The sequence below is a fragment of the Siccibacter turicensis LMG 23730 genome, from assembly GCF_000463155.2.
In the GTDB taxonomy this organism is placed as follows: Bacteria; Pseudomonadota; Gammaproteobacteria; order Enterobacterales; family Enterobacteriaceae; genus Siccibacter; species Siccibacter turicensis.
Map to the genome: position 1 here is coordinate 380131 of NZ_AWFZ01000030.1, position 26262 is coordinate 406392.

A 26262-nucleotide genomic window follows, 5' to 3' on the forward strand; every position below is an offset into this window, starting at 1 on the left:
TATGCCGATAAAGAATCAGGCCCCACGCCCGCAGGAATTTGCTGCGGTTGACCTTGGCTCAAACAGTTTTCATATGGTGATTGCCCGCGTGGTAGACGGCGCGATGCAAATCATTGGCCGTCTGAAACAGCGCGTCCATCTGGCTGACGGGCTGGATGAGAACAACATCCTGAGCGAGGAGGCCATGGAGCGCGGCCTGAACTGTCTGTCGCTGTTTGCCGAACGCCTGCAGGGCTTCGCCGCGGCTAACGTCTGCATCGTCGGAACGCACACGCTGCGCCAGGCGCAAAACGCCAGCGAGTTTTTGCAGCGCGCCGAGCAGGTCATCCCCTACCCGATTGAGATTATCTCCGGCAACGAAGAAGCGCGCCTGATCTTTATGGGCGTTGAACATACCCAGCCGGAGCGCGGCCGCAAGCTGGTGATCGACATCGGCGGCGGGTCTACCGAGCTGGTGATTGGCGAAGATTTTGAACCGCAGCTGGTGGAGAGCCGCCGCATGGGCTGCGTGAGCTTCGGTCAGCACTTCTTTACCGGCGGGGTCATCAGCCCTGAGCGCTTCAAGCGTGCGCGTCTGGCGGCGGTCCAGAAGCTGGAGAGCCTCGCCTGGCAGTACCGTATTCAGGGCTGGACCGTGGCGCTGGGCGCCTCGGGCACCATCAAAGCGGCCCATGAAGTGCTGCTGGAGATGGGGGAAAAAGACGGACGCATCACCCCGGAGCGCCTCGACAGGCTGGTGGAGAGCGTACTGGGCTTTAACAACTTCTCCGCCCTGAGTCTGCCAGGTCTCTCCGAGGAGCGTAAAGCGGTATTTGTGCCGGGGCTGGCGATCCTCTGCGGGGTGTTTGACGCGCTGGCCATCCGCGAGCTGCGCCTGTCGGACGGGGCGCTGCGTGAAGGCGTGCTGTACGAGATGGAAGGCCGTTTCCGCCATCAGGATATCCGTATCCGCACCGCGCAAAGCCTTGCTGACCAGTATCATATCGATCGTGACCAGGCGCACCGGGTGCTGGAGACCACCGCACAGATCTATACCCAGTGGGAAGAGCAGAATCCGAAGCTGGCGCATCCGCAGCTGGCGGCGCTGCTGAAGTGGGCGGCGATGCTGCATGAAGTGGGCTTAGGCATCAACCACAGCGGGCTGCACCGCCACTCTGCCTATATTCTGCAACACAGCGATCTGCCCGGCTTCAATCAGGAGCAGCAGATGCTGATCGCCACGCTGGTGCGCTGCCACCGCAAAGCGGTGAAGCTCGACGATCTGCCGCGCTTTACGCTGTTTAAAAAGAAACAGTTCCTGCCGCTGATCCAGCTGCTGCGTCTCGGCGTGCTGCTTAACAATCAGCGCCAGGCCACCAGCACGCCGCCGACCCTGACGCTTACGACCGATGACAACCACTGGACGCTGCGCTTCCCGCACAACTGGTTCAGCCAGAACGCGCTGGCGCTGCTCGACCTTGAGCGCGAGCAGCAGTACTGGGATGCGGTGACCGGCTGGAAGCTGAAAATCGAAGAAGAGGATGCCCGCCCTGACGATGCGGCGGCATAAATAATAAAGCGGCACCGGGTGCCGCTTTTTTTATCGCTATTTAGTCCCTCGGAAGCAGGACCGCGTTTTCCACCGCGCGCCCTTCGGCAATCTCCAGCGCCAGCAGAGTTTCCAGCGGAATCGGGTAGCCAATCAGGAACCCCTGCAGATAGTCGATGCCGAGCTTGCGCACCTCGTCGCGAATCGCTTCGGTCTCAACGTACTCCGCCACCACCTGCATTTTCTTCATGCGCGCCAGATGACAGATGGACGCCACGATCTGATAGTCCAGGCTGCTCGACAGCAGATTACGAATGAAGCTGCCGTCGATTTTCAGGATATCGGCATTCACGTTCTTCAGGCGTGCATAGCTGGCGTAACCGGTGCCGAAATCGTCGATGGCCACCCGGCATCCCATGCTTTGCAGGCGCGACAGCGTCAGGTTGGCCTGTTCCACGTTGGAGAGCGAATTGCTTTCGGTCACTTCAAATATGATCTGCCACGGCTCAACCTGATAACGCTCCAGCATCTGCCGCACTTCGCCGGGGAACATGGCGCGGCACACCGAGGCCGGCGTCAGGTTGATGGAGAACCGGCTGGCGGGCAGCGTCTGGCGATGGTCGTGCATAAAGCGCAGCGTTTTCTCAAGCACCATGCTGTCGATGCGCGACGAGAACCCAAACTCGTGGGCCACCGGTAAAAACTTATCCGGGGTAATCAGCTCGCCGTTATCGTCCAGCATGCGCAGCAGAATTTCATAGTAGTGATCCCCGCGCGCGCCCTCGATGCGCTGCGCCACCAGACGAAACTCGTCGTTATCCAGCGCCTGCTGCAGGCGGTTCATCATCTCCACTTTCATCTTCACGGCGCGCTGCACGTGGTTCACCCCGGTGCGCTGCAGGCTTTCGGGAAGAAGCGTCGCCAGCGACAGATCCGCCATGGTGCTCATCTCGCCCAGCAGCAGCGGCAGATGGCTCACCGGCGTGCGGACATAGCAGTAGCTCATGCCAACCTGCGGCTGCAGCGGCATGCCGTCCCAGACAAAGCGAAACGCCTTGATGCGCTTATCCAGCGCCTCAATACGCTCTTTATGAAACTCGGTATTCAGGCGCAGCACCATGTCGTCCCCGGACAGCTGATACACCAGCTCATCGGGATAGAGCACATCGCGCACCCAGGTCGCGAGCTGCTGCTTATAGTGGATCCCCAGCATCACGCCGTAGTTGCGCCCCAGCAGATCCAGCTCGGGCATACGCATCAGAAACAGCACCGACCAGGGCGTGCGGGAGAGATCCTGATTCAACGCCCGCAGATTCGGCAGCTGAATGATGGGATCGATATAGGCGACGCGACGCGCCCGGGTATGCAGTTCACGCTGGCGCGTGCTGACCATTGCCATAAAAATAATGATGCAGGAGAACACCGCAAAGCTTGATGAGGCGATGGCAAGCTGGACGTCGAAGCCCTGATAGTCGGAAATATAGCGTGAGAAATAGTGGGTTAATAAGATGATGACCGGCGTCCAGACCGCGGTGGTGAATATCACCCCGAAACGCATCGCGCCCCACAGCATCACCGGCAGCAGCAGCGACAGCGTGTAGTTGCTGTTAAAAATAGAACGGCTGCTCATCGGGATCAGCAGCAGCGCGATAAGCGAGGCAACAACGCTACACCAGAGCACGACTTCAAACAGGCTGACGCGCTTGTCGAACTGCTTGCGCATCTGGGAGAAGAAGCTGCGTAGATAGCGCGGATGGCGGATCACGCGGATGATGAAATAGCACAGCGGAATACCGGTCAGCCCGCCCACCAGCAGCCCCTGATAGTTAATCAGCGTGCGGATAGAGAGGGGGTCCTGCGTGGCCATGCTGGTGCGGTAATCATAGAAGCCCGCAAAGCTCGCCATCTGAAACAGCATCAGGAATACCGATGCGCTACAGAGTACCAGCCAGAAAAGGCGCTGCACGCCAACCCGTTGATTACCGTAGAGGGTCGCGAAACGGTGCGGGACAAATATACGATAACCTCCCCAGCTAATTATTATCGTGGTGAGGAAATGAATAATTGCTATGAATGTTTCTTTCGGCCCAATGCTGTGAAAATAATGAATAAGCAGCGTGAGAATAATACCCGGCAGCGCGGCCCAGCCGAAAAAAAGCATCAGGGCAATAAACAGCGCAATGGGTAAATAGTAAAGCACGGCCACGCTGCCATCCACGGCGGTATAGGTGTTGCCCATCCTTACCAGCGGCAGCAGGACCAGCGGCAGCACCAGCGGCAGGCACCACCAGTTGTCTTTATGAAGCTTGTACCAGTTAACTAAGTGCATAGACGCTCAACACAAAACCCATATGCCAGACGAGAGATCACGCTGGTGTCTGACCTTGACTCTGAGTGCTGGGAAGCAGCACGCGCCACCGTGGTATAGTAGAGAGATCGAATTATTATGTCGCTACGGCGTACGATGATACAGCTCAATGCAATCGAACTCAAAAGGCAATTAGGGCTTTGCAAACTGCATCGCACGCCCAGCGAAGCGGCATATTCATTCCCCCTTTTTGCTCCATAAAACGACGTTAAGCCGCGATGACGCTTTTTTACATGTTTAATAATTGACCTCCCCGCTTCCCTGTGACTTAATAAGGGCATCGCCCGAAAGCCGGGTAAACCATAAGGGTAATTTCGTGACACAGGCTACCGCCATGCGAAGACGACACAGATTCAACGGTCGAATGACGCGCATCGTGCTTCTCATCAGCTTCCTCCTCTTCTTCTGCCGCTTCGTGTACTCCGCAGTAGGCGCCTGGCACCACCACCAGGACAAGCTGCAAACTCAGCAAATCAGCCAGACTATCGAAACGACGCCAACCGAACGCTAGTTTTTTCCGATCATTTTCCGACGCCCCCACCGGGTGGGATCGCTTACGCCTTTCATTCTGCAAAACGCCTGTGTCCTTACCCTGTGGATGCCACAGGATGAACGTCACCATCCCGCAACGTGCCTTGTGGGCGCACGCCATCCCCCCAGATTTCAGGGATTGAATCTCAAAAAGCCTCTGCGTTATAACGCGTGCTGCAACGCGCAGCGGCTCACGCTTACCTCGCGTCTGACATTCAGAGAGTTAATCCTCGGGGAGCGAGAGCAATGGAAATTATATTGATGCGCCACGGCAAACCCGCGTTTAACGGCGCGGCGACCCTCTCCGCAAGCGACATGGCGGACTGGATTGCGCACTACGATCTTGTCGGTATCGTCCACGACATACCGCCTGACGCAGGCGGCGAACTGGCCCGCCGGGCGCGGATAACGGTCAGCAGCCCGCTTCCCAGGGCACTTGCCTCCCTGAAGGCGCTGGGACGCGAACCGCGTCTTGTTGATGAGGTTTTCAGCGAGGCAGCGCTGCCGGTCTACTCCCTGCCCGGCCTCCGCCTTTCGCCTGCGAGCTGGGCCGTACTGTTTCGCGTCATGTGGCTGTGCGGTCTGTCGCGCAACGTCGAATCCCTCACCATGGCAAAACGGCGCGCCCGTCAGGCTGCCGGGACGCTGATAAACATGGCAAACGAAGATGACGGCCCCGTATTGCGATGGGACACGGGATGATGAATCGGCTTATTGGCAGGGAGTTGATGGCGCAGGGCTGGACGACACGCTCACGCCATGGAAACGCCTACTGGAGCGCGGGCGTTTATCAGCTGGGGTAAGGTGCGGGCCCGCGCGACGGGTAGCAACGGATACCACCGCACTGGCGGTATCCGCATCGCAGGGTGACCGGCGTTACTCGTTGCCCCACTGGTTCAGGAAGTTGGCAATCTCATCGATGCGTCCGGCATCAATACCGGCTTCGTCAGCCATCGTCTGCTGTGCCGCTTCGTCGATCTCTTCGTTATTCATCAGCCGCTCGATCAGCAGCTGGAAATAGCGTGCCAGCGCGTCGCGTTCCGATTCGCTCACCGGCTTTGCCGTTTCCGTCGAATACTCATCCGCGATGTCATAAAATTTCAGCGGTATTTCCTGGTTCATAGGTCGTCCCCGAAGGTTAAAGTCTGTTATCCGCGTCTGGTCGGCTCAGGGAGGTTTTACACCTTGAGCATTTTCACCGTGGCATCAATGTCTATCTCATCTTCCGTGAAAATCAACGTATTCCCCTGGAAGGTTACGATCGCCAGTTTTTTCAGCGTGCGCATTTCATCCGGCTTCGCGGCGGATTTTGGTCTGATATTACTCATCAGGCTGCCCACGGAGAGCACCGCATTCTCTTTATCGATGCGAGTATCGGCCGGTACTTCTTCGCTGTACACCACGAAGGATTTGATTGACGCAAGCTTGAGGCGCTCGCCTGCGATAAAGATGTATTTGCTGTCCGGCACCACCTTCACCGCATAGGCCGACAGACCTTTGTTGTTGGTGGTCGGTTCGAACGTGACCGCCGCATCTTTCTTAATCAGCTCGGGATTGGCGACCTTAATCACATGAAAATAGCGGTTGTCGCCGTTCTCATCTTTGATAAATCCAAAGCCTTTATCTTTAAACCACGTTGTGATTGTTCCGTTCATCGCCCTTACCGCCTGATTGATCGTTTAGCTACGTAATTTTTGCAGGGCGCAGTGTAAAGCACAATGCCTGCGCAGACCATGCCTTTGCTTTTGCGATCGCGATATCGGCTTTCCGCCCGCCGGCCACAAAAAAGCCCGCATTACGCGGGCCTGATGTTTTAGCTGACGAGGACGGGGTTTATTCCCACTCAATCGTAGCCGGCGGCTTACCGCTGATGTCATACACCACGCGGGAGATGCCGTTGACTTCGTTGATGATGCGGTTCGAGACGCGGCCCAGGAAGTCATACGGCAGGTGCGCCCAGTGCGCGGTCATGAAGTCGATGGTTTCCACCGCACGCAGGGATACCACCCAGTCGTACTTACGTCCATCGCCCATCACGCCCACAGAGCGTACCGGCAGGAACACGGTGAACGCCTGGCTTACCTTGTTGTAGAGATCGGCGCGGCGCAGTTCGTCGATGAAGATAGCATCGGCGCGGCGCAGCAGGTCGCAGTACTCTTTTTTCACTTCGCCCAGCACGCGCACGCCCAGACCCGGACCCGGGAACGGATGGCGGTAGAGCATGTCGTACGGCAGGCCCAGCTCCAGACCAATCTTACGCACTTCGTCTTTGAACAGCTCTTTGAGCGGTTCGACGAGGCCCATCTTCATCTCTTTTGGCAGACCGCCCACGTTGTGGTGCGACTTGATAACGTGCGCTTTGCCGGTGGCCGATGCCGCGGATTCAATCACGTCAGGATAGATGGTGCCCTGCGCCAGCCACTTCACGTCCTGCAACTTAAGGGCTTCTTCGTCGAACACTTCCACGAACACGCGACCGATAATCTTACGCTTGGCTTCCGGGTCATTTTCCCCCGCCAGCGCGTCAAGGAAGCGCGCTTCTGCCGGCACGTGAACGATGTTCAGACCGAAGTGGTCGCCGAACATATCCATCACCTGCTCGGCTTCATTCAGGCGCAGCAGGCCGTTGTCCACGAACACGCAGGTCAGGCGATCGCCGATGGCGCGGTGCAGCAGCATCGCGGTGACGGAAGAGTCCACGCCACCAGAGAGGCCGAGGATCACTTTATCGTTACCGACCTGCTGACGAATGCGTTCTACCGCATCGTCGATGATTTTCGCCGGCGTCCACAGGGCTTCGCTTTCGCAGATATCGATAACGAAGCGCTCAAGCATACGCAGACCCTGACGGGTATGGGTCACTTCCGGGTGGAACTGCACGCCGTAGAAACGCTTCTCTTCGTTAGCCATGATGGCAAACGGACAGGTTTCGGTGCTGGCGACGGTAACGAAGTCGGACGGGATGGCGGTAACTTTGTCGCCGTGGCTCATCCAGACGTCGAGCAGCGGTTTGCCGTCGGCGCTCAGGGCGTCTTCAATCCCACGCACCAGCGCGCTGTCGGTTTTCACTTCCACCTGCGCATAGCCGAACTCACGCTCGTCGGAACCCTGCACGTGGCCACCGAGCTGCATTGCCATGGTCTGCATACCGTAGCAGACGCCCAGCACCGGCACACCAGCTTCAAACACGTACTGCGGGGCGCGCGGGCTGTTCTCTTCGGTGGTGCTTTCCGGGCCGCCGGAGAGGATGATGCCGTTCGGGTTGAACTCGCGGATCTGGGCTTCGGTGACGTCCCACGCCCAGAGTTCGCAGTAAACGCCCAGTTCACGCACGCGGCGCGCGACCAGCTGAGTGTACTGCGAGCCGAAATCGAGGATAAGAATGCGATGCTTATGGATATTTTCCGTCATTGACGCGTTTTCCAGAAAGTAGCTGACAATAAAAGTAACGCCCGGCGCAGGTGCCGGGCGAGAAAAATCAAGAACCCATACGGTAGTTCGGCGACTCTTTGGTGATGGTCACGTCGTGGACGTGGCTCTCCTGGATACCGGCCCCGCTGATGCGCACGAACTCGGCTTTGGTACGCAGCTCGTCGATGGTGCCGCAGCCGGTAAGGCCCATGCAGGAGCGCAGGCCGCCCATCTGCTGGTGAATGATCTCTTTCAGACGGCCTTTGTATGCCACGCGGCCTTCGATGCCTTCCGGGACCAGTTTGTCGGCGGCGTTGTCGGTCTGGAAGTAGCGATCGGACGAGCCTTTGGACATCGCGCCGAGCGAGCCCATGCCGCGGTAGGATTTGTACGAGCGGCCCTGATAGAGTTCGATTTCGCCCGGAGACTCTTCGGTACCCGCCAGCATGGAGCCAACCATAACCGCGCTGGCGCCTGCCGCGATGGCTTTGGCGATATCACCGGAGAAGCGGATACCGCCGTCGGCGATAACCGGAATGCCGGTGCCTTCCAGGGCTTCAACCGCGTCAGACACGGCGGTGATCTGCGGCACGCCCACGCCGGTGACGATACGGGTGGTGCAGATGGAGCCTGGGCCGATACCGACTTTCACGGCGCTCACGCCCGCTTCCGCCAGCGCACGGGCGCCAGCGCCGGTTGCCACGTTACCGCCGATGATTTGCAGGTCCGGGTACTTAGCTCGGGTTTCACGAATACGTTGCAGAACGCCTTCGGAGTGACCGTGAGAGGAGTCGATCAGCAGTACGTCAACGCCGGCGGCAACCAGCGCATCCACGCGCTCTTCGTTACCCGCGCCCGCGCCAACCGCGGCGCCAACGCGCAGACGACCCTGCTCATCTTTACAGGCGTTAGGCTTACGCTCTGCTTTCTGGAAGTCTTTTACGGTGATCATGCCGCGCAGATGGAAGCTGTCATCCACCACCAGCGCTTTTTCAACGCGCTTTTCGTGCATTTTGGTCAGCACCACGTCGCGGGACTCGCCTTCGCGCACGGTGACCAGGCGCTCTTTCGGCGTCATGTAGACGCTGACCGGCTGGCTCAGATCGGTCACGAAACGCACGTCGCGACCGGTGATGATGCCGACCAGCTCCATGTCTTCGGTCACCACCGGGTAGCCGGCGAAACCGTTACGCTCGGTCAGGGCTTTCACTTCCTGAAGCGTGGTGGTAGGCAGCACGGTCTGCGGGTCGGTGACGACGCCGCTTTCGTGTTTCTTCACGCGACGGACTTCTTCAGCCTGGCGCTCGATGGACATGTTTTTGTGAATAAAGCCGATGCCACCTTCCTGAGCCAGAGCAATCGCCAGACGCGCTTCGGTCACGGTATCCATGGCTGCGGAGAGCATAGGAATGTTCAGGCGAATGGTTTTGGTCAGATGGGTGCTGAGATCTGCGGTGTTAGGCAGAACGGTAGAGTGTGCTGGAACAAGGAGAACGTCGTCAAACGTCAGTGCTTCTTTAGCGATTCGTAGCATGGCAATATCTCAACCTGGGGGTGAATGAGAACAGATAAAATATTGCCGCGGCATTATACAGAGCGTAACCGATTGCTTCCACACTTATTTACCAAAAAACCTTGCTAATGCGCAGTTCCGCGTTACTATCGATTGATTAACTCCCTGATTTAAAATTTGATCCCGCTCACATGCCAGCATCTACCAGCGCCAATATTTTTACCGTTAGCCGCCTCAATCAGACCGTTCGTCTGCTGCTTGAGCAGGAGATGGGCCAGGTGTGGATCAGCGGCGAAATCTCGAATTTTACCCAGCCTGCATCCGGGCACTGGTACTTCACCCTGAAGGACGATACCGCCCAGGTACGCTGCGCGATGTTCCGCAACAGCAACCGTCGGGTGACCTTCCGTCCCCAGCACGGACAACAGGTGCTGGTGCGCGCCAATATCACCCTTTACGAGCCGCGCGGCGATTATCAAATCATTGTCGAGAGCATGCAGCCCGCGGGCGAAGGGCTGCTACAGCAGAAATACGAGCAGCTCAAACAGCGACTTGCCGATGAAGGGCTGTTCGCCCAGCATCTGAAGCAGCCCCTGCCCTCTCCAGCCCATCAGGTGGGGGTCATTACCTCCAAAACCGGCGCGGCGCTGCACGATATCCTGCACGTGTTACAGCGTCGCGATCCCTCGCTGCCGGTGGTGATCTACCCCACGGCGGTACAGGGCGACGACGCCCCGGCGCAGATCGTGCGCGCTATCGAACGGGCCAACCGCCGCAACGAGTGCGACGTGCTGATCGTCGGGCGCGGCGGCGGTTCGCTGGAAGATCTCTGGAGCTTCAACGATGAGCGCGTGGCGCGGGCGATCTTCGCCAGTCGCATTCCGGTGGTCAGCGCCGTCGGGCACGAGACCGATGTCACCATCGCCGATTTCGTGGCCGACCTGCGTGCGCCAACGCCCTCCGCCGCTGCGGAAGTGGTGAGCCGTAACCAGCAGGAGCTGCTGCGTCAGGTTCAGGCCGCACGCCAGCGGCTGGAGATGGCGATGGATTACCTGCTGGCAAATCGCACCCAGCGTCATACCCGGTTGCAGCATCGCTTACAGCAGCAGCACCCCCAGCTGCGTCTGGCGCGCCAGCAGAATACACTCATCCGTCTGCGCCAGCGCATGGGGGCGGCCATCGACAACCAGCTGCGCCGCGCCAGCCAGCGCGAGCAGCGTGCGGTGCAGCGTCTTAACCAGCAGCATCCGCAGGGCCGTCTGCACCGGGCGCAGAACCGCTTCCAGCAGCTGGAGTACCGCCTCACGCAGACCATCACGACGCGCCTGAGCGGCACCCGTGAGCGTTTTGGCAGCGCCCTGACCCATCTGGAAGCCGTCAGCCCGCTGGCGACTCTGGCACGCGGCTACAGCGTCACAACCGCCCCCGATGGCGCCGTCCTGAAACAGACGCGTCAGACGAAGGTGGGGGAGGTGCTCACCACCCGGTTGCAGGACGGCTGGGTTGAGAGCGAAGTAAAAGCGGTCACGCCGGTGAAGAAAACACGCAAGCGTAAACCGGATAATCCGTAAGGGCATGCCGGTCGGTCATTAACTATACTGCTGATATTCCTTTTTTTACGGCACGCGCCATAACAAGGAGATCGGCATGACAGCATCCCGCTTTGCTTCAGTAATCCCGCCCTACATTCTGCGTAAAATCATCGACCACGGGTCTGAGCTGCAGCAGCGCTGCGCGCGGCAGACCCTCACCCACGTCCAGACCCTGATGGCCCACGGCATTCCAAAGCCCGTCGCGCCGCACGTTTCGAAAGCGGGCGAGCTGAGGCGCGATATCTATGACGCACAGCACAAAGAACAACTGCCGGGCGAGCAGGTGCGCGCCGAAGGCCAGCCCTCCAACGGCGATGTGGCAGTGGATGAAGCCTATGACTACCTTGGGGTGACCCACGACTTCTTCTGGAAAAACTGGCAGCGCGACTCGCTGGATAATCAGGGGCTGGTGCTCTCCGGCACCGTGCATTACGGCCAGGAATACCAGAACGCCTTCTGGAACGGGCAGCAAATGGTGTTTGGCGACGGCGACGGCGAGATTTTTAACCGCTTCACCATCGCCATTGACGTGGTGGCCCATGAGCTGAGCCACGGCATCACGGAAACCGAAGCCGGGCTTATCTATTTCGAACAGGCGGGAGCGCTGAACGAATCGCTCTCTGACGTGTTTGGCGCGCTGGTGAAGCAGTACCACCATAACCAGACCGCCGATCGGGCCGACTGGATTATCGGCGAAGGGCTGCTGGCGGAAGGGATTCAGGGAAAAGGGCTGCGCTCAATGTCCGAGCCGGGCAGCGCCTACGATGACCCGCTGTTAGGCAAAGATCCGCAGCCTGCCCATATGAAAGACTTTATCAAAACCCGGGAGGATAACGGCGGCGTCCACCTGAATTCGGGCATCCCTAACCGGGCGTTCTACCTTGCAGCAACAACGCTTGGGGGTTATGCCTGGGAAAAGGCCGGTCGCGCCTGGTATGACACAGTTTGTGACCGCTCACTTGCGCAGAATGCCGATTTCGCCAGCTTCGCGCAGCTTACTGTCCATCACGGCGAAAAACGCTTTGATACGGCCGTTGCACACGCCATCGAAGAGGCGTGGAAGGCGGTGGGAGTGCTGTAATGAATCTGCCCGATCTCACCGATGATGCGGTGATTGAGCTGGCGCGTGAAGGCGGCGTCGCGTTTATTCCGCGACTCTCCGCCCCGCGGCGTATCGTGCTTGCCGAGCTGAGCCCGGAACAGCGGGAGCGGCTGGCGGAAATCCTGCGCCAGGCGCTACCCCAGGCGCATCCGCCCGGACAGCCTGATTCGCCCGGTCGCGGTGACCAGCGCTATTACCGTATTCAGATTGCCTGGACCCATCACGACAGTTCGGGCTATGCCGATATCGTGCTGCTGGTGCCGGAAAACAGCGCCCCGCCGGCGCTGCAAAACCTGTGGAAGCGCGGCGAGGACTGCATCTGCGATTAACGGGCCGACACGGCCCACTCAACGCGTTTTTTGGAAATCAGCCCGTGGCCGTGCTGACAGAAGTAATCCACCGCTCCGCAGGCCTTCAGTACCTCAAGCGACTGATGGCAGTCGGGGCAGCGCGCTTGCGCCGTGAAATCACGCTGGCAGTGTTCGCAGTGCGCGCCGTTCCCGGTTTGCACCAGTTCATTACCGCATTCAGGACAGACAGGTTGCATAGGGCCTCCGAGGTCGGTTTCCCTCATCCTGGTTTTACAGGGGTGATGCTCAGGGTGAGGTACGGCTGGTAACGTACTGCCCCATCGGGAGACAGAGCAGCGCAGCGTTCTGCCATCACAGGCATTTCCCCTCTCCCGCCGGGAGAAGGGAAACGTGAGGGCTTACTTGCCTTTCTTGAGGTGCTTAATCAGGCGCTTACGCTTACGCAGCTGGTTTGGCGTCAGGGTATTGCGCTTGTTGGCAAACGGGTTGTCGCCGTCTTTGAACTGGATGCGGATTGGCGTACCCATCACGTCCAGCGACTTGCGGAAGTAGTTCATCAGGTAGCGCTTGTAGGAGTCCGGCAGGTCTTTCACCTGGTTACCGTGGATCACTACAATCGGCGGGTTGTAACCACCGGCGTGCGCATACTTCATCTTCACGCGACGACCGCGTACCAGCGGCGGCTGATGGTCTTCTGCCGCCATGTTCATGATGCGGGTCAGCAGCGCGGTGCTGACGCGGCGCGTGGAGCTGTCGTAGGCCTCGCGGACCGATTCGAACAGGTTACCGACGCCGCTGCCGTGCAGGGCGGAGATAAAGTGAACGCGGGCAAAGTCGATAAAGCCCAGACGGTAGTCGAGGGTCTCTTTAACCTGATCACGCACTTCCTGGCTCAGGCCGTCCCACTTGTTCACCACGATCACCAGCGAACGCCCGCTGTTGAGAATGAAGCCCAGCAGGGAGAGATCCTGATCGGAAATCCCGGCGCGGGCGTCAATCACCAGCATCACTACGTTAGCGTCTTCAATCGCCTGCAGGGTTTTGATGACTGAGAATTTCTCAACCGTGTCGGTGATTTTTCCGCGCTTGCGCACCCCGGCGGTGTCGATAAGCACGTACTCGCGCTCGTCACGCTCCATCGGAATGTAGATGCTGTCACGGGTGGTGCCCGGCATATCGAAGACCACCACGCGATCCTCGCCGAGAATACGGTTAGTAAGCGTAGACTTACCAACGTTCGGACGACCGACGATAGCCAGCTTGATCGGCAGATCCTGCGGGTTGAAGTCGTCTTCCTCTTCCTCAACGCCTTCGCCGTTTTCCTGCTCGAACTGCGCCCAGTATTCGGCGTCTTCATCCACCTCTTCCTGCGGATCGACGTCGTCCATCCACGGCACCAGCACCTGCTCCAGCAGGCTGGTAACGCCGCGCCCGTGAGAGGCGGCGATAGGGTGAATTTCACCGAGGCCCAGGGAGTAGAAATCGGCCACGGCCTGATCCGGATCCAGACCGTCAGTTTTGTTCGCCACCAGGAAGGTCGGCTTTTGACGGGAACGCAGATGCTGGGCAATGGCTTCATCGGCAGGCATCAGGCCAGCGCGCGCATCCACCATAAACAGCACAACATCGGCCTCTTCAATCGCCAGCAGCGACTGCTCAGCCATACGGGTTTCAACGCCTTCTTCCGTACCGTCAATACCACCGGTATCGATACAGATGAATTCGCGCCCTTCTACTTCAGCACGACCGTACTTACGGTCGCGAGTCAGCCCCGGGAAATCCGCTACCAGCGCATCACGAGTACGCGTTAAGCGATTAAATAATGTGGATTTTCCAACATTAGGGCGCCCGACCAGCGCGACCACAGGTACCATTTTGAAAGCCTCTTAACTCAATAAATCATTATTTCGATGACGCGGAAATGCGTCATTTTTAAAAACAGCAAACGGCCCCTGCTCATTACAGGGACCGTTTTTATCGTCTTACACGTCGTAATTAACGCGTAATGGCGTACAGCGTACCGTCTTTCGCCTGAATAAGCAGTTTGCCTTCCGCGACGACCGGTTCGGTGCGCAGACCGGAGCTATCCAGTTTCTGCTGCGCGACAAAACGACCATCGGCAGTGTTCAGCCAGTGCAGGTAGCCTTCACCATCGCCGACCACCAGATTACCATTATACAGTACCGGCGCGGTCAGGTTACGGTGCAGCAGATCGCTTTGGGTCCAGAGGGTAACGCCGCCTTCGGTGTTCAGGGCAACCACGCGGTCGTTCTGATCCACCAGATAGATACGGTTGCCGTCGACGATGAAGTCGTGAACGGAGCCAATCTCACGTTTCCACATCACCTGGCCGGAGCGCAGATCCAGCGCGGTCAGGTTGCCGTTATAGGCCAGGGCGTAAACCACGTTGCCCGCCACAACCGGCGTGGTATCAACGTCGCTCAGACGGTCGATTTCAGTTGCGCCGGTCGCCTGGGAGATACGCTGCTGCCAGATCATCTGGCCCTGTTCCATCAGCACCGCGCTGACGCGGCCATTATCACCGCCCACGATCGCTGCACCGAATGCGGTTGCCGGCGCGGATTCACCGCGCAGCGACAGCGCAGGAATGTCCAGGTTCACGGTCCATTTTACCGCACCGTCATTTTCATTCAGCGCCTGCAGGATGCCGTTGCTGGTGTGAATCAGCACGGTACCGTCGGCAATCACCGGACGGGAGATCGCTTCACCGGCGACTTTGGTCTGCCAGGCAATGCCGCCGTCAGCAATGTTCAGCGCGTAGACCTGCGCTTTTTCACTGCCGATATAGACGTGACCACCGGAAACCGACAGGCCGCCAGAGAGCAGAGCCGGACGATTCGCCGAGAAGAAACCGGTTTTTTCTGCCAGATCCACAGACCAGACTTCGGTGCCGTCGCTCAGGTTAACTGCTTTAACTTTACCGTGACGGTCAGCCGCGTAGGCGATACCGTCCTGCACCGCGGGGTGGAGGTTAGAGTAGAAATCGCCGATACCATCGCCAACGGAGGTGCTCCAGTTGGTTTGCGGTTCGAACTGGTTTTCAACGGTCGGCAGCGGTGACATCTTCACCACGTCTTCTTCCCCGCTAAACAGGGAACAGCCACTTAACAGCGTTACGGAAAGCAGGCCTGGCAGGAGTAATTTACGCAATTGCATCGGGTCCCTCTCAGACGGACAAATTATTGATTTTCATCTGCAACATTTCGCTCAGCGCCGGGGAGGTATTCAACGCCGCCCCTTTACGCCAGGCATCAAGCGCACCCTGCTTGTCGCCTTTGCTGAGCAGTGCTTCACCGCGCAGATCGGCAACGATCATCGCCCAGCCTTCACCCTTGATAGTATCGAGCGTGGCAAGTGCGGCATCCGCCTGCTTCTGCTGTACCTGAACGCGGGCAAGACGCAGGCTCACGATGGCCTTCATGTTCTCATCTTTGGTGCCGGCCTGGGCCTGACTCAGCAGCTGCGCTGCTTTATCGAGCTGGTTTTTGTCCACGTGCTGTTGAGCAAGCTCAAGCGAGGCGAACACGCCGTAGATATTTTTGTTATCCGCAGCAAACTTCTCAACCGGCGCCAGCGATTTTGCATCATCAGCTTTTACCGACGACATGGCATTGTCGTAAGCCAGAGAAAGCTCGCGCGCGGACTCGGCCTGGTGATTGTTCCAGAAGCGCCAGCCAATCAGTGCAGCCACGCCCAGAACCACACCGACCGCGAGCGCTTTGCCGTTCTCGGCAAAGAAGCGTTTTACCGCTTCCATCTGGTCGTTTTCGTTTTCGTAGATTTCCACGCAGTCCTTCTCCTTAACGATAAATTACCGGGATTACCCCAGCAGCGCCTGAAGATGAGCCGCTACATCGCGCTGGGCGACGGTTTGCTGCTCACCGGTGCGCAAATCCTTCACCACCACGTCGCCGTTGGCCACTTCGGACTCGCCCAGCACCAGGGCCACGCGTGCGCCCCACTTGTCTGCACGAGCGAACTGCTTCTTGAAGTTGCCACCGCCGTGGTTGGTCATCAGTTTGATGCCTGGGACGGCGTCACGAATCTGCTCCGCCAGCCCCATCGCCGCCGTCTGCGTACCCGCACCGGAAGCCACCAGGTAAATATCGACAACCGAATCGGCTTTAAATTCCGGGTTCACGGCCTGAACCAGTAAAACCAGACGCTCCAGCCCCATGGCAAAGCCCACCGCTGGCGTTGCACGCCCGCCCAGCTGCTCAACCAGACCGTCATAGCGGCCACCGGCGCATACGGTTCCCTGGGAACCGAGGCTGTTGGTGACCCACTCAAACACGGTGCGGTTGTAGTAGTCGAGACCGCGCACCAGGCGCTGATTCACGGTGTAGCTAATGCCCGCCGCGTCGAGAAACGCGCACAGACCAGCAAAGTGTTCGCGCGATTCGTCGTCGAGATAGTCGCCAAGCGTCGGGGCATCGCCCAGCAGCGCCTGTACGTCCGGGTTTTTCGAATCCAGCACGCGCAGCGGGTTGGTGTACATCCGGCGCAGGCAGTCTTCGTCGAGCTTTTCTTTATGCTGTTCCAGGAACGCCACCAGCGCGTCGCGGTAGCGAGCACGCGCCTCAAGGGAGCCGATGGAGTTAATCTCCAGCGCCACGTGATCGGCGATGCCAAGCGCACGCCACCAGCGGGCGGTCAGCATGAGCAGCTCGGCGTCGATATCCGGGCCCTGCAAACCAAAGGCTTCCAGACCGAGCTGATGGAACTGGCGGTAACGCCCTTTCTGAGGACGCTCGTGACGGAACATTGGCCCGATATACCACAAGCGCTGTTCCTGATTGTACAGCAGACCATGTTCGATGCCGGCGCGCACGCAGCCCGCGGTCCCTTCCGGACGCAGCGTCAGGCTGTCGCCGTTGCGGTCTTCGAAGGTGTACATCTCTTTTTCAACCACGTCGGTGACTTCACCGATAGCGCGCTTGAATAACGGGGTCTGCTCTACAATCGGCAAACGGATTTCGCTGTAACCGTAGCTGCCGAGTACCTGCTTGAGGGTACCTTCAATGCGCTGCCAGAGGGCGGTCTCGGCAGGCAGGTAGTCGTTCATGCCGCGGATGGCTTGAATATTTTTTGCCACGTTAGTTCTCTGCTGTCTGATACAAAAAATGAACCCGTTCCCGGCGACACCGGCATGCCGGGCGCCTCGCGGGTTCAATCATACACGGGAAGCCATCGGCTTCCCATTGTTGAGATTATTTTTCAAGTTGATGGACGTGGATGCGCTGATTTTCATCCAGCATCGAGGCCTTGGCACGGATGCGGGCTTCAAGCTGCGCGATCATGTCATCGTTGTCGAGACGGTCCTTACGCAGGCCGTCTTCATAGAAGCCGCTCTTACGGTTGCCGCCGGTCACGCCAAGGGTTGATACCAGCGCTTCGCCCGGTCCGTTCACCACGCAGCCGATAATGGACACGTCCATCGGCGTGATGATGTCTTCCAGGCGCTGCTCCAGCGCGTTGACCGTGCCGATGACGTCAAACTCCTGACGGGAGCAGGTCGGGCAGGCAATGAAATTAATACCGCGTGAGCGGATACGCAGGGATTTGAGGATGTCGAAGCCGACCTTGATCTCTTCAACCGGATCCGCCGCCAGCGACACGCGCAGCGTATCGCCGATGCCTTCCGAGAGCAGCAGCCCAAGGCCAATCGCTGACTTCACCGCACCGCTGCGCGCACCACCGGCTTCGGTAATACCGAGATGCAGCGGCTGATCGATCTGTTTTGCCAGCAGGCGATAGGACTCCACCGCCAGGAAGACGTCGGAGGCCTTCACGCTGACCTTGAACTGATCGAAGTTGAGACGATCGAGATGATCGACGTGACGCATGGCGGATTCCAGCAGCGCCTGAGGCGTCGGCTCGCCGTATTTTTCCTGCAGATCTTTTTCCAGCGATCCAGCGTTAACGCCGATGCGGATAGGAATATTTTTGTCGCGCGCGCAGTCCACCACCTGGCGGATACGCTCTTCGTTACCGATATTGCCTGGGTTGATGCGCAGGCAGTCAACGCCGTACTCCGCCACTTTCAGGGCGATACGGTAGTCAAAGTGAATATCGGCCACCAGCGGCAGATTAACCTGCTGCTTGATGAGTCTGAACGCCTCGGCGGCATCCATGGTAGGAACGGAAACACGTACGATATCCGCACCGACGCGCTCAAGCGCCCTGATCTGGTTCACCGTCGCTTCCACATCCGTGGTGCGGGTGTTGGTCATGGACTGAACGGCAATCGGCGCGCCGTCCCCAATCGGGACGTTACCTACATAAATCCGTTTCGATTTTCTGCGCTGAATGGGCGCTTCGTTATGCATACATTCTCCCCAATCGCCCGTCTGTTACTGTGCTGTTGATTGTTCGGCATTGAGGGTAAGACGAGCAACCTGGTTTGTTCTGATAAAGCGGCTCAGATCGACAGGTTTTCCCTGGAACTGAATCTGAACGGCGGAAGGTGCGCCAATTTTAAGGCGGTACGGCGTCTGACCAGCGAGGCTGAGGTTGCCACCGCTGCGCTGCATGCCGCTGAACAGTTTTTTGCCGGTGGCATCGGTCACTTCCAGCCAGCAATCGGCGTTGAAGGTCATGACCAGGGCATTCGGATCGCCCGCCGGCATTCCCTCAGAGACGGTTGCAGGTGCCATGGCCGGCGTCTGGGCCGTGGTGCCGGTGTCGGTGTCGGTCTGGGTCGGCGCAACCACCGCCGCGGCAGGCGCGTTGGTGGACGGCGCGTCGGTCGCGCCCGCAGTGGCCTGTGCTGAGGATGCAGCAGCGTCAGGCGCTGGCTGAGCGGTGCTCTGCTCTACCGGGGCGGGCGTGGTTTCGGGAGTCGTGGCGGCGTCCGTGGAAGGCGTGGTGTTCAGTTCGATAGGCTGGCTGGTCTGACTGTCGTCATTTAACTGCGCGGAGGAGCGATCGGCCATCGTGGTGATCTCTTCCTGCTGCGCTTTGTGGTTTTGCCACCACCACGCACCGGTCAGACCAATCACGATAAACAGAACGAGCAGCGTAAAGCTCCACAGCCATCCATCACGTTTTTTACGGCGCTTACCGAGCGTCATCCCCTGCACCGTGTTCACTTTAGGACGGAAAGGCTCTTCCTTCTTAGCGGCAGGCAACAGCTCTTCTTCAGGGATATGAACGACGCGGGCATAGGAGCGGATATAACCGCGCAGGAACGTGGCCGCCAGATCGGCAGGCAGGTTGTCCTCTTCTATGTCACGGACGGTGGAGACCTTCAGGCACAAGCGTTCAGCGACTGCCTGCTGGCTCAGTCCGAGTTGTTCACGAGCGGTGCGCAGGCGCTGGCCCGTGGAGAGTGCTGTATTTTGTTCGTGAGTGGCTTCAGTATTCATTAGCTAGGACTGCTGATACGGTGATGTAAAGAACCTGGTGCAGAGCATGAACCCGTTGGTTCCAGCCCGCACCGCGTAAACGCTATGCGAAAAGCGGTGATTCCCGCTGCCCACCCGGAATAAGCGATGCATTCCCTGCAGATTAACCGTCGGCGCGATATCGGTATCGTCAGCTCTGTTAACCATAGACAGCTTTTTCGCCACTGTCTGCGCATGCCAGCCTGCTTCCGAGGGTGCCATTCTGCTAACCTGTTGTTGTGCCGCTACATACTGCCTTAAACCGGGAAAAAACGCACCGTAATTATTACCCCGGGCGGCACACCGCTTCCGTTAACCGTATTGATACGTCGATACCGGTATAAAAAAGGCCGTTCGTACGGGTGCTGAACGGCCTTTTACTCAGTCTCAGACGGCTTTCACGGCGATTGGTTCACCCTGCTGGCGCTTTTTCATCGTCCGTTTAGTACGGTCGATAACCTCACCCGCAAGCTGCCCGCACGCGGCGTCAATATCATCGCCACGGGTTTTACGCACGATAGTGGTAAAGCCGTAGCTCATCAGCACCTTGGAGAAGCGGTCGATGCGGCTGTTTGAGCTGCGATCGTAGGGCGCGCCCGGGAACGGGTTCCACGGGATCAGGTTGATCTTGCACGGCGTATCTTTCAGGACTTCAGCCAGCTGGTGCGCGTGTTCGGTGCCGTCGTTCACGTGATCGAGCATCACGTATTCGATGGTTACACGGCCCTGGTTGGCATTCGATTTTTCCAGATAACGGCGCACTGCGGCCAGGAAGGTCTCGATGTTGTACTTTTTGTTGATTGGCACGATTTCATCGCGGATCGCATCGTTTGGCGCATGCAGTGAAATGGCCAGCGCGACGTCAATCATGTCGCCCAGCTTGTCCAGCGCCGGCACAACGCCGGAGGTGGAGAGCGTGACGCGGCGTTTGGAGAGGCCGAAACCGAAGTCGTCCAGCATGATTTCCATGGCCGGCACCACGTTGGTCAGGTTGAGCAGCGGTTCACCCATGCCCATCATCACCACGTTGGTAATCGGACGCGTACCGGTCACCTTCTGGGCGCCGATAATTTTCGCGGCGCGCCACACCTGGCCGATAATCTCCGATACCCGCAGGTTACGGTTAAAGCCCTGCTGCGCGGTGGAGCAGAATTTGCACTCAAGCGCACAGCCGACCTGCGAGGAGACGCACAGCGTGGCGCGATCGTCTTCCGGGATGTACACGGTTTCGACGCGCTGATCGCCTACGGCGATGGCCCACTTGATGGTGCCGTCAGAGGAGCGCTGCTCTTCGACCACTTCCGGCGCGCGGATTTCCGCCACTTCCTTCAGTTTGCCGCGCAGCACTTTGTTGATGTCGGTCATCTCATCAAAATCGTCGCAGCAATAGTGATACATCCACTTCATTACCTGATCGGCACGAAACGGTTTTTCGCCTAACGTTTTGAGGAATTCACGCATCTGCTGACGGTTGAGATCCAGCAGGTTAATTTTTTCAGCTTTCGGGGAAAGCGCTGAGGAGGTCGCCTCAGGCGTGGTGGTGCATTCAGACATAATGTTCTTCCGGCCTCGTTGTTACACGTTATGGCCCCAGGAGGGTGAATAAAAAGGCCCCGGCAAGCGAGCTTGTCCGGGGCGCAGAATTATACAAATTTTATGATGGCGATGCCATCACTGAACGCGAACGGGGGGTAAATAAAATGTAACAGTCCCCTGCAACGCGATTAACGGGTGCGCGGGCACACTTCGCCTTCTGCGAAGAAGTAGGCGATTTCGCGGGCCGCAGATTCCACAGAGTCGGAACCGTGGGTGCCGTTCTCGGTGAAGCTGTCAGCGTAGTCTGCACGCAGGGTGCCTGCCAGGGCGTTCGCCGGGTTGGTTGCGCCCAGGATGTCGCGATGACGCTGAACCGCATTTTCGCCTTCCAGCACAGATACCACGATCGGGCCAGAGGTCATGAATTCCACCAGACCGTCAAAGAACGGTTTGCCGTCGTGCTCAGCGTAAAAGCCGCGCGCCTGCTCAACGCTCAGGTGCAGCATTTTGGTGCCGACGATTTTGAAACCCGCGGCTTCAAAACGCGCGAAAATTGCACCGATTACGTTTTTAGCGACGGCGTTCGGTTTGATGATGGAAAACGTACGTTCAATAGCCATGATTACCTCTGTGAGTTGTTCTGTTAGCACCAGCAACCGCTGCCGGTTTTGACGTGGCGCGGATTATAAAGGCCCGATGCGCCCTTGCCTATGGATGAAGGTAACATTTTTTTAAAATAAGACGACTATCAGCAACACTGCGCACTTAAGACGCAATTCACGGCGTTTCGCGACGTAAACCGCCGTCCGGCGGGGCTTTCCGCACTGACGTTTTCATCTTGTGCCGCTCAGGGCAGCGCAGCGGCGGCGCATTTCCGGACTTTCGCCAGCCACTCTCTTCACCAGCGCTCCCCCTCACCTCTGCGCCAGCCCTCCGCGCCTGGAAATGCTGTCGGGATCACATCCTGAAACGTTACATGTTACTTTCGGGGTTATTTGTTTTTAAAACAATCAGATAGTTAGCTTTCTTTCCTGCCACGTTGCTACCTTTATTGCATCTCGCACCCCGGTGCGCATTTTAGCCAGATGATAACAAGAGAGCGCTAAATGAGACGAGCCGTTAATGCCCTGCAAAACTTCGGTAAATCCCTCTACGGTCCGGTACTGATCCTGCCCATCGTCGGGCTGTTTATTGCCTTCGGCAATATTCTCGGAAACGGCAACCTGGCCGAGTACCTGCCGTTTCTTGGTCATCCGGCGGTGCAGAACACCGGGCAGTTTATCGCGAAGTCGGCGGTATCGGTGCTGGCGAACCTGGCGATGGTGTTTGCCGTGGGTATTCCCATCGGCCTTGCCAGCCGGGACAAAGGCTATGCGGCGTTGATCGGGCTGGTGACCTTTATCGTTTTCATCAACGCCATGAACGTCACCCTGCAACTTCAGGGCGATATCGCCCCGGCAGACCAGATGCGCTCCGCCGGACAGAGCATGGTACTGGGCGTACAGGTGCTGGAGATGGGCGTGTTCGCCGGGATCCTCACCGGGGCGCTGTCCGGCTATATCTACAACCGCTACTCCGGGGTGCAGTTCTCCGGGGCGATGGCGATTTACTCCGGCCACTGCTTCGTGGCCATCATTATGCTGCCGGTATCAATGGTGCTCGGAGTGGTCATGAGCGAGCTGTGGCCATTCGCCCAGCAGGGTATCAGCGCAATGGCCGTGGGGATTAAAGGCGCGGGCGCGTTTGGCGTGGCGATCTACGGCTTCCTGGAGCGCATTCTGGTACCGACCGGCCTGCATCACCTGGTCTATACCCCGTTCCTCTATACCGAGCTGGGCGGCACTCAGGAAGTCTGTGGCTCGGTGTATCAGGGTGCGCGTAACATCTACTTTGCCGAGATGGCCTGCCCCGGCGTGCAGCAGCTCAGTGCCACCACGGTGTGGGATGCACGCGGCATCAGCAAGATGTTCGGCCTGCCCGCCGCCGCGCTGGCGATGTACATGATGGCGAAACCGGAGCGTAAGGCTGCCGCCAAAGCCATTCTGATTCCCGCCGCCCTCACCTCAATGCTGGTGGGCGTCACCGAACCTATCGAGTTCTCCTTCCTGTTCGTCGCCCCGCTGCTGTTCGTGGTGCATGCGGTGCTGACCGGCATCGGCATGATGCTGTTCTACCTGTTCGGGGTACACGCCATCGGCGCCAACGGCTTTATCGATTTCATTCTCTATAACCTGCCGCTCGGCACCACCAAATCAAACTGGCCGATGTACATCCTGGTCGGGCTGATTATGGCCGCCCTCTACTTCGTGGTGTTCCGCTTCCTGATTGGCTATTTCAACATGAAAACGCCGGGGCGTGAGGAGGATGACGAAGAGACACGCCTCTACAGCAAGCAGGAGTACCAGGCGAAAGGCGATAACAACGGGCTGGGCGCGGCCATCGTCGCCGGGCTTGGCGGGCGCGACAACATTGACGTGGTGGACAACTGCTACACCCGCCTGCGCGTCACGGTGCGCGACGTCGGGGCGATTGATGAGCCACGGCTGAAGGCTACCGGCGCGAAGGGCGTCATCAAACAGGGTAATAACGTTCAGGTGGTCTACGGGCTGCATGTGAAGAAAATGCGAGAGGCGGTCGAGCCGCTGCTCTGACGGAGACAAATTATGCTGAAATCCCCTTTTATCTTAGCCATCGCCGGCGGTGGTAGCACCTATACGCCGGGCATCGTAAAGAGCCTGATGGTACGGCTTGAGGACTTCCCGCTGGCGGAGATCCGCCTCTACGATATCGACAGCGCGCGCCAGGATACCATCGCACCGGTGGTCGAGAAGGTGATTCGCGACCACAGCCAGACCATCACCTTCACCACCACCAGCGACCCGGAAACCGCGTTCCGCGGCGCCCATTTCGTGTTCGCCCAGATGCGCGTCGGCCAGTACCGGATGCGCGAGCAGGATGAGAAGATCCCGCTGCGCCACGGCGTGCCGGGTCAGGAAACCTGCGGCCCGGGCGGGCTGGCCTACGGGCTGCGCACCATCCTGCCGATGGTGGAACTTATCGATAGCGTCGAACGCTATGCCGATCCCAAAGCGTGGATCGTCAACTACTCCAACCCGGCGGCGATCGTTGCCGAAGGGGTGCGCCGGCTGCGTCCCCACGCGCGGGTACTGAACATCTGCGACATGCCGGTTGCGGCGATGCGCAATATGGGCGCAATCCTCGGGGTGGATCGCCACAAGCTGGAGGTGGATTACTTCGGTCTCAACCACTTCGGCTGGTTTACCCGCGTGCTGGTCGACGGCGAGGATCGCCTGCTGGAGCTGCGTCGCCATATTGCCCGTTTTGGCCTGTTGACCGAGGACGCAGCGCAAACCGACCCGCAGCACTCGGATCCGTCGTGGGTGAAAACCTGGCGCAACATCAAGCCGATCATGGACCACTTCCCGGACTATCTGCCGAACCCGTACCTGCAGTACTACCTGATGCCCAACGACATCGTGGCGCACCAGCGGCCGGACTACACCCGCGCCAACGAAGTGATGGACGGCCGGGAGAAGAAGCTGTTCGCCGCCGCGGAGGAGTATAAGCGCACCGGCATTCTACCGGACGCGTTCCACGTGGGCGTTCACGGCGCGTTTATCGTCGACGTTGCCTGCTCGCTGGCCTTCGATCTGCGCCAGCGCCATCTGGTGATCGTCGAGAATAAAGGGGCGATAGCCAACCTGCCCTACGATGCGATGGTGGAAGTGCCAGCCTATATCACCGCCAACGGCCCGGAGCCGGTGCGTATGGGGGCGGTGCCGCTGTTCCACCAGACCCTGCTGATGCAGCAGCTCGCCTCCGAACAGCTGCTGGTGGAAGCCACCATCGAAGGCAGCTATGAGAAGGCGCTCCAGGCCTTTACCCTCAACCGTACCGTGCCGAGCATGCAGCACGCGAAGGCGATTCTGGATGAGATGATTGAGGCCAATGCCGACTACTGGCCTGAGCTGAAAAAGGCCTGGCAGGATGGCGAGGCGGTGAAATAAATCCAACCCGGGTCGCGACTTAGCGGGGGTACGCTTGTCGGTATGCTAAAAAACACCGACAATCCGTTAACCCTGTATGAAACGGAGGCACCTATGTCGACCCCTTTCTTTGTCGCTGCCGACTGGCTGGCTGAACACATCAACGACCCGGAAATTCAAATCCTTGACGCGCGCATGGCTCCGGCCGGCCAGGAGGATCTGGATATCGCCGGGGACTACCGCGCCGGGCATATTCCCGGCGCGCTGTTTTTCGATATTGACGCGCTGTCTGACCACACCAGCACCCTGCCGCATATGTTGCCGCGCCCGGAAACCTTCGCCGTGGCCATGCGCGAGCTTGGCGTCAGCAGCGATAAGCATCTGGTGGTCTACGACGGCGGCAATCTGTTCTCCGCCCCGCGGGCCTGGTGGATGCTGCGTAAGTTTGGCGTGGTGAACGTCTCGATACTGGCGGGCGGGCTGGCAGAGTGGCAGCGCGACGGCCTGCCGCTTGAGCAGGGCGAGGTCTCTGCCCCGGAAGGCGATTTCACCGCCACCTTCGATCCGGCGCTGATCAAACGGCTGCCGGACGTGATGGTCGCCAGCTTTGAAGGCACGGCGCAGATTGTCGATGCCCGCTCGGCTGCCCGTTTCAACGCCGAAGCCGACGAGCCGCGCCCTGGCCTGAAGCGCGGCCATATTCCCGGCGCCTTCAACGTGCCCTGGACCGAACTGGTGATCAACGGGCAGTTAAAAACCACCGATGAGCTACAGGCGATTTTCGACCGCGCCGGCGTGGCGTTCGATAAGCCGATTATCGCCAGCTGCGGCTCCGGCGTTACCGCTGCGGTGCTGATGCTGGCGCTGGAAACTCTGGAGGTGAAAAACGTCTCGCTGTACGACGGTTCCTGGTGTGAATGGGGCAGCCGCAGCGATACGCCTGTCGAACCGGCGTAA

The 26262-nt window shown here is 58.8% G+C and carries 23 protein-coding genes; 9 read left to right on the plus strand and 14 right to left on the minus strand.

The features are described from left to right. Position 1: 1 nt before the first annotated feature. On the plus strand, positions 2 to 1549 hold the full coding sequence (gene ppx, locus DW58_RS11370) for an exopolyphosphatase (protein ID WP_024548622.1): 1548 nt from the start codon (positions 2 to 4) through the stop codon (positions 1547 to 1549). A 40-nt stretch (positions 1550 to 1589) separates the two neighbouring features. Here ppx and DW58_RS11375 read toward each other — a convergent pair whose 3' ends face one another. Further along, complete coding sequence (locus DW58_RS11375) at positions 1590 to 3857, minus strand: bifunctional diguanylate cyclase/phosphodiesterase (protein WP_024548621.1); 2268 nt, start codon at positions 3855 to 3857, stop codon at positions 1590 to 1592. Positions 3858 to 4212: 355 nt separating this feature from the next. On the opposite strand from DW58_RS11375, the gene DW58_RS21380 reads away from it, so the two are divergent. Together DW58_RS21380 and DW58_RS11385 are read left to right on the plus strand one after the other, a co-directional pair. Beyond that, on the plus strand, positions 4213 to 4407 hold the full coding sequence (locus tag DW58_RS21380) for a YfgG family protein (protein ID WP_029696570.1): 195 nt from the start codon (positions 4213 to 4215) through the stop codon (positions 4405 to 4407). 266 nt (positions 4408 to 4673) lie between these two features. After that, positions 4674 to 5129: a histidine phosphatase family protein gene (locus tag DW58_RS11385; protein ID WP_322785758.1), complete on the plus strand. Its 456-nt coding sequence runs from the start codon at positions 4674 to 4676 to the stop codon at positions 5127 to 5129. Between the two features lie 174 nt (positions 5130 to 5303). Here the strand turns inward: DW58_RS11385 and DW58_RS11390 are convergent, their stop codons facing one another. From DW58_RS11390 to guaB, 4 genes are all read right to left on the minus strand, one after another. Next, the gene (locus DW58_RS11390) at positions 5304 to 5549 is read right to left on the minus strand and encodes a DUF2543 family protein (protein ID WP_024548619.1); all 246 of its coding nucleotides are present in this window, start codon (positions 5547 to 5549) and stop codon (positions 5304 to 5306) included. A 56-nt stretch (positions 5550 to 5605) separates the two neighbouring features. Next, the gene (locus DW58_RS11395; protein ID WP_024548618.1) at positions 5606 to 6082 is read right to left on the minus strand and encodes a cold-shock protein; all 477 of its coding nucleotides are present in this window, start codon (positions 6080 to 6082) and stop codon (positions 5606 to 5608) included. Positions 6083 to 6260: 178 nt separating this feature from the next. Further along, on the minus strand, positions 6261 to 7838 hold the full coding sequence (gene guaA, locus DW58_RS11400; RefSeq protein ID WP_024548617.1) for a glutamine-hydrolyzing GMP synthase: 1578 nt from the start codon (positions 7836 to 7838) through the stop codon (positions 6261 to 6263). Between the two features lie 67 nt (positions 7839 to 7905). Next, the gene (gene guaB, locus DW58_RS11405; RefSeq protein WP_024548616.1) at positions 7906 to 9372 is read right to left on the minus strand and encodes an IMP dehydrogenase; all 1467 of its coding nucleotides are present in this window, start codon (positions 9370 to 9372) and stop codon (positions 7906 to 7908) included. Between the two features lie 170 nt (positions 9373 to 9542). Here guaB and xseA point away from each other — a divergent pair, with 170 nt between their 5' ends. The 3 genes from xseA to DW58_RS11420 all read left to right on the plus strand — a co-directional run bounded on the left by xseA (position 9543) and on the right by DW58_RS11420 (position 12374). Then, positions 9543 to 10922: an exodeoxyribonuclease VII large subunit gene (gene xseA, locus DW58_RS11410; protein WP_024548615.1), complete on the plus strand. Its 1380-nt coding sequence runs from the start codon at positions 9543 to 9545 to the stop codon at positions 10920 to 10922. A 76-nt stretch (positions 10923 to 10998) separates the two neighbouring features. Then, the gene (locus DW58_RS11415) at positions 10999 to 12024 is read left to right on the plus strand and encodes a M4 family metallopeptidase (RefSeq protein WP_024548614.1); all 1026 of its coding nucleotides are present in this window, start codon (positions 10999 to 11001) and stop codon (positions 12022 to 12024) included. Beyond that, positions 12024 to 12374 (plus strand): protealysin inhibitor emfourin, encoded by a 351-nt coding sequence (locus tag DW58_RS11420; RefSeq protein WP_024548613.1) that lies wholly within the window; start codon positions 12024 to 12026, stop codon positions 12372 to 12374. The genes DW58_RS11415 and DW58_RS11420 overlap by 1 nt, the downstream gene beginning before the upstream one ends. Here DW58_RS11420 and DW58_RS11425 read toward each other — a convergent pair. The 9 genes from DW58_RS11425 to ndk all read right to left on the minus strand — a co-directional run bounded on the left by DW58_RS11425 (position 12371) and on the right by ndk (position 21918). Further along, the gene (locus tag DW58_RS11425) at positions 12371 to 12592 is read right to left on the minus strand and encodes a zinc ribbon domain-containing protein (RefSeq protein WP_024548612.1); all 222 of its coding nucleotides are present in this window, start codon (positions 12590 to 12592) and stop codon (positions 12371 to 12373) included. The genes DW58_RS11420 and DW58_RS11425 overlap by 4 nt on opposite strands. A 162-nt stretch (positions 12593 to 12754) precedes the next feature. Beyond that, positions 12755 to 14230: a ribosome biogenesis GTPase Der gene (gene der / locus DW58_RS11430; RefSeq protein ID WP_024548611.1), complete on the minus strand. Its 1476-nt coding sequence runs from the start codon at positions 14228 to 14230 to the stop codon at positions 12755 to 12757. Positions 14231 to 14351: 121 nt separating this feature from the next. After that, positions 14352 to 15533: an outer membrane protein assembly factor BamB gene (gene bamB / locus DW58_RS11435; RefSeq protein WP_024548610.1), complete on the minus strand. Its 1182-nt coding sequence runs from the start codon at positions 15531 to 15533 to the stop codon at positions 14352 to 14354. 10 nt (positions 15534 to 15543) lie between these two features. Next, positions 15544 to 16164: a YfgM family protein gene (locus DW58_RS11440; protein WP_024548609.1), complete on the minus strand. Its 621-nt coding sequence runs from the start codon at positions 16162 to 16164 to the stop codon at positions 15544 to 15546. A 33-nt stretch (positions 16165 to 16197) separates the two neighbouring features. Further along, positions 16198 to 17472, minus strand: coding sequence for a histidine--tRNA ligase (hisS, locus tag DW58_RS11445; RefSeq protein WP_024548608.1), 1275 nt, complete (start codon positions 17470 to 17472; stop codon positions 16198 to 16200). Between the two features lie 115 nt (positions 17473 to 17587). Continuing rightward, on the minus strand, positions 17588 to 18706 hold the full coding sequence (ispG, locus tag DW58_RS11450; protein WP_024548607.1) for a flavodoxin-dependent (E)-4-hydroxy-3-methylbut-2-enyl-diphosphate synthase: 1119 nt from the start codon (positions 18704 to 18706) through the stop codon (positions 17588 to 17590). 24 nt (positions 18707 to 18730) lie between these two features. After that, complete coding sequence (rodZ, locus tag DW58_RS11455; RefSeq protein WP_024548606.1) at positions 18731 to 19744, minus strand: cytoskeleton protein RodZ; 1014 nt, start codon at positions 19742 to 19744, stop codon at positions 18731 to 18733. Positions 19745 to 20149: 405 nt separating this feature from the next. Continuing rightward, a complete protein-coding gene (gene rlmN / locus DW58_RS11465) occupies positions 20150 to 21316 on the minus strand; it encodes a dual-specificity RNA methyltransferase RlmN (protein ID WP_024548604.1) in 1167 nt (388 codons plus the stop codon). A 170-nt stretch (positions 21317 to 21486) separates the two neighbouring features. Further along, a complete protein-coding gene (gene ndk / locus DW58_RS11470; RefSeq protein WP_024548603.1) occupies positions 21487 to 21918 on the minus strand; it encodes a nucleoside-diphosphate kinase in 432 nt (143 codons plus the stop codon). A gap of 486 nt (positions 21919 to 22404) precedes the next feature. Here ndk and DW58_RS11475 point away from each other — a divergent pair, with 486 nt between their 5' ends. The 3 genes from DW58_RS11475 (at position 22405) to sseA (ending at position 26262) form a co-directional block, all read left to right on the plus strand. Further along, positions 22405 to 23949, plus strand: a complete 1545-nt coding sequence (locus tag DW58_RS11475; RefSeq protein WP_024548602.1) for a PTS transporter subunit EIIC — start codon at positions 22405 to 22407, stop codon at positions 23947 to 23949. A 12-nt stretch (positions 23950 to 23961) separates the two neighbouring features. Beyond that, positions 23962 to 25326, plus strand: a complete 1365-nt coding sequence (locus tag DW58_RS11480) for a 6-phospho-alpha-glucosidase (protein ID WP_024548601.1) — start codon at positions 23962 to 23964, stop codon at positions 25324 to 25326. 93 nt (positions 25327 to 25419) lie between these two features. Beyond that, positions 25420 to 26262, plus strand: coding sequence for a 3-mercaptopyruvate sulfurtransferase (gene sseA / locus DW58_RS11485; protein WP_024548600.1), 843 nt, complete (start codon positions 25420 to 25422; stop codon positions 26260 to 26262).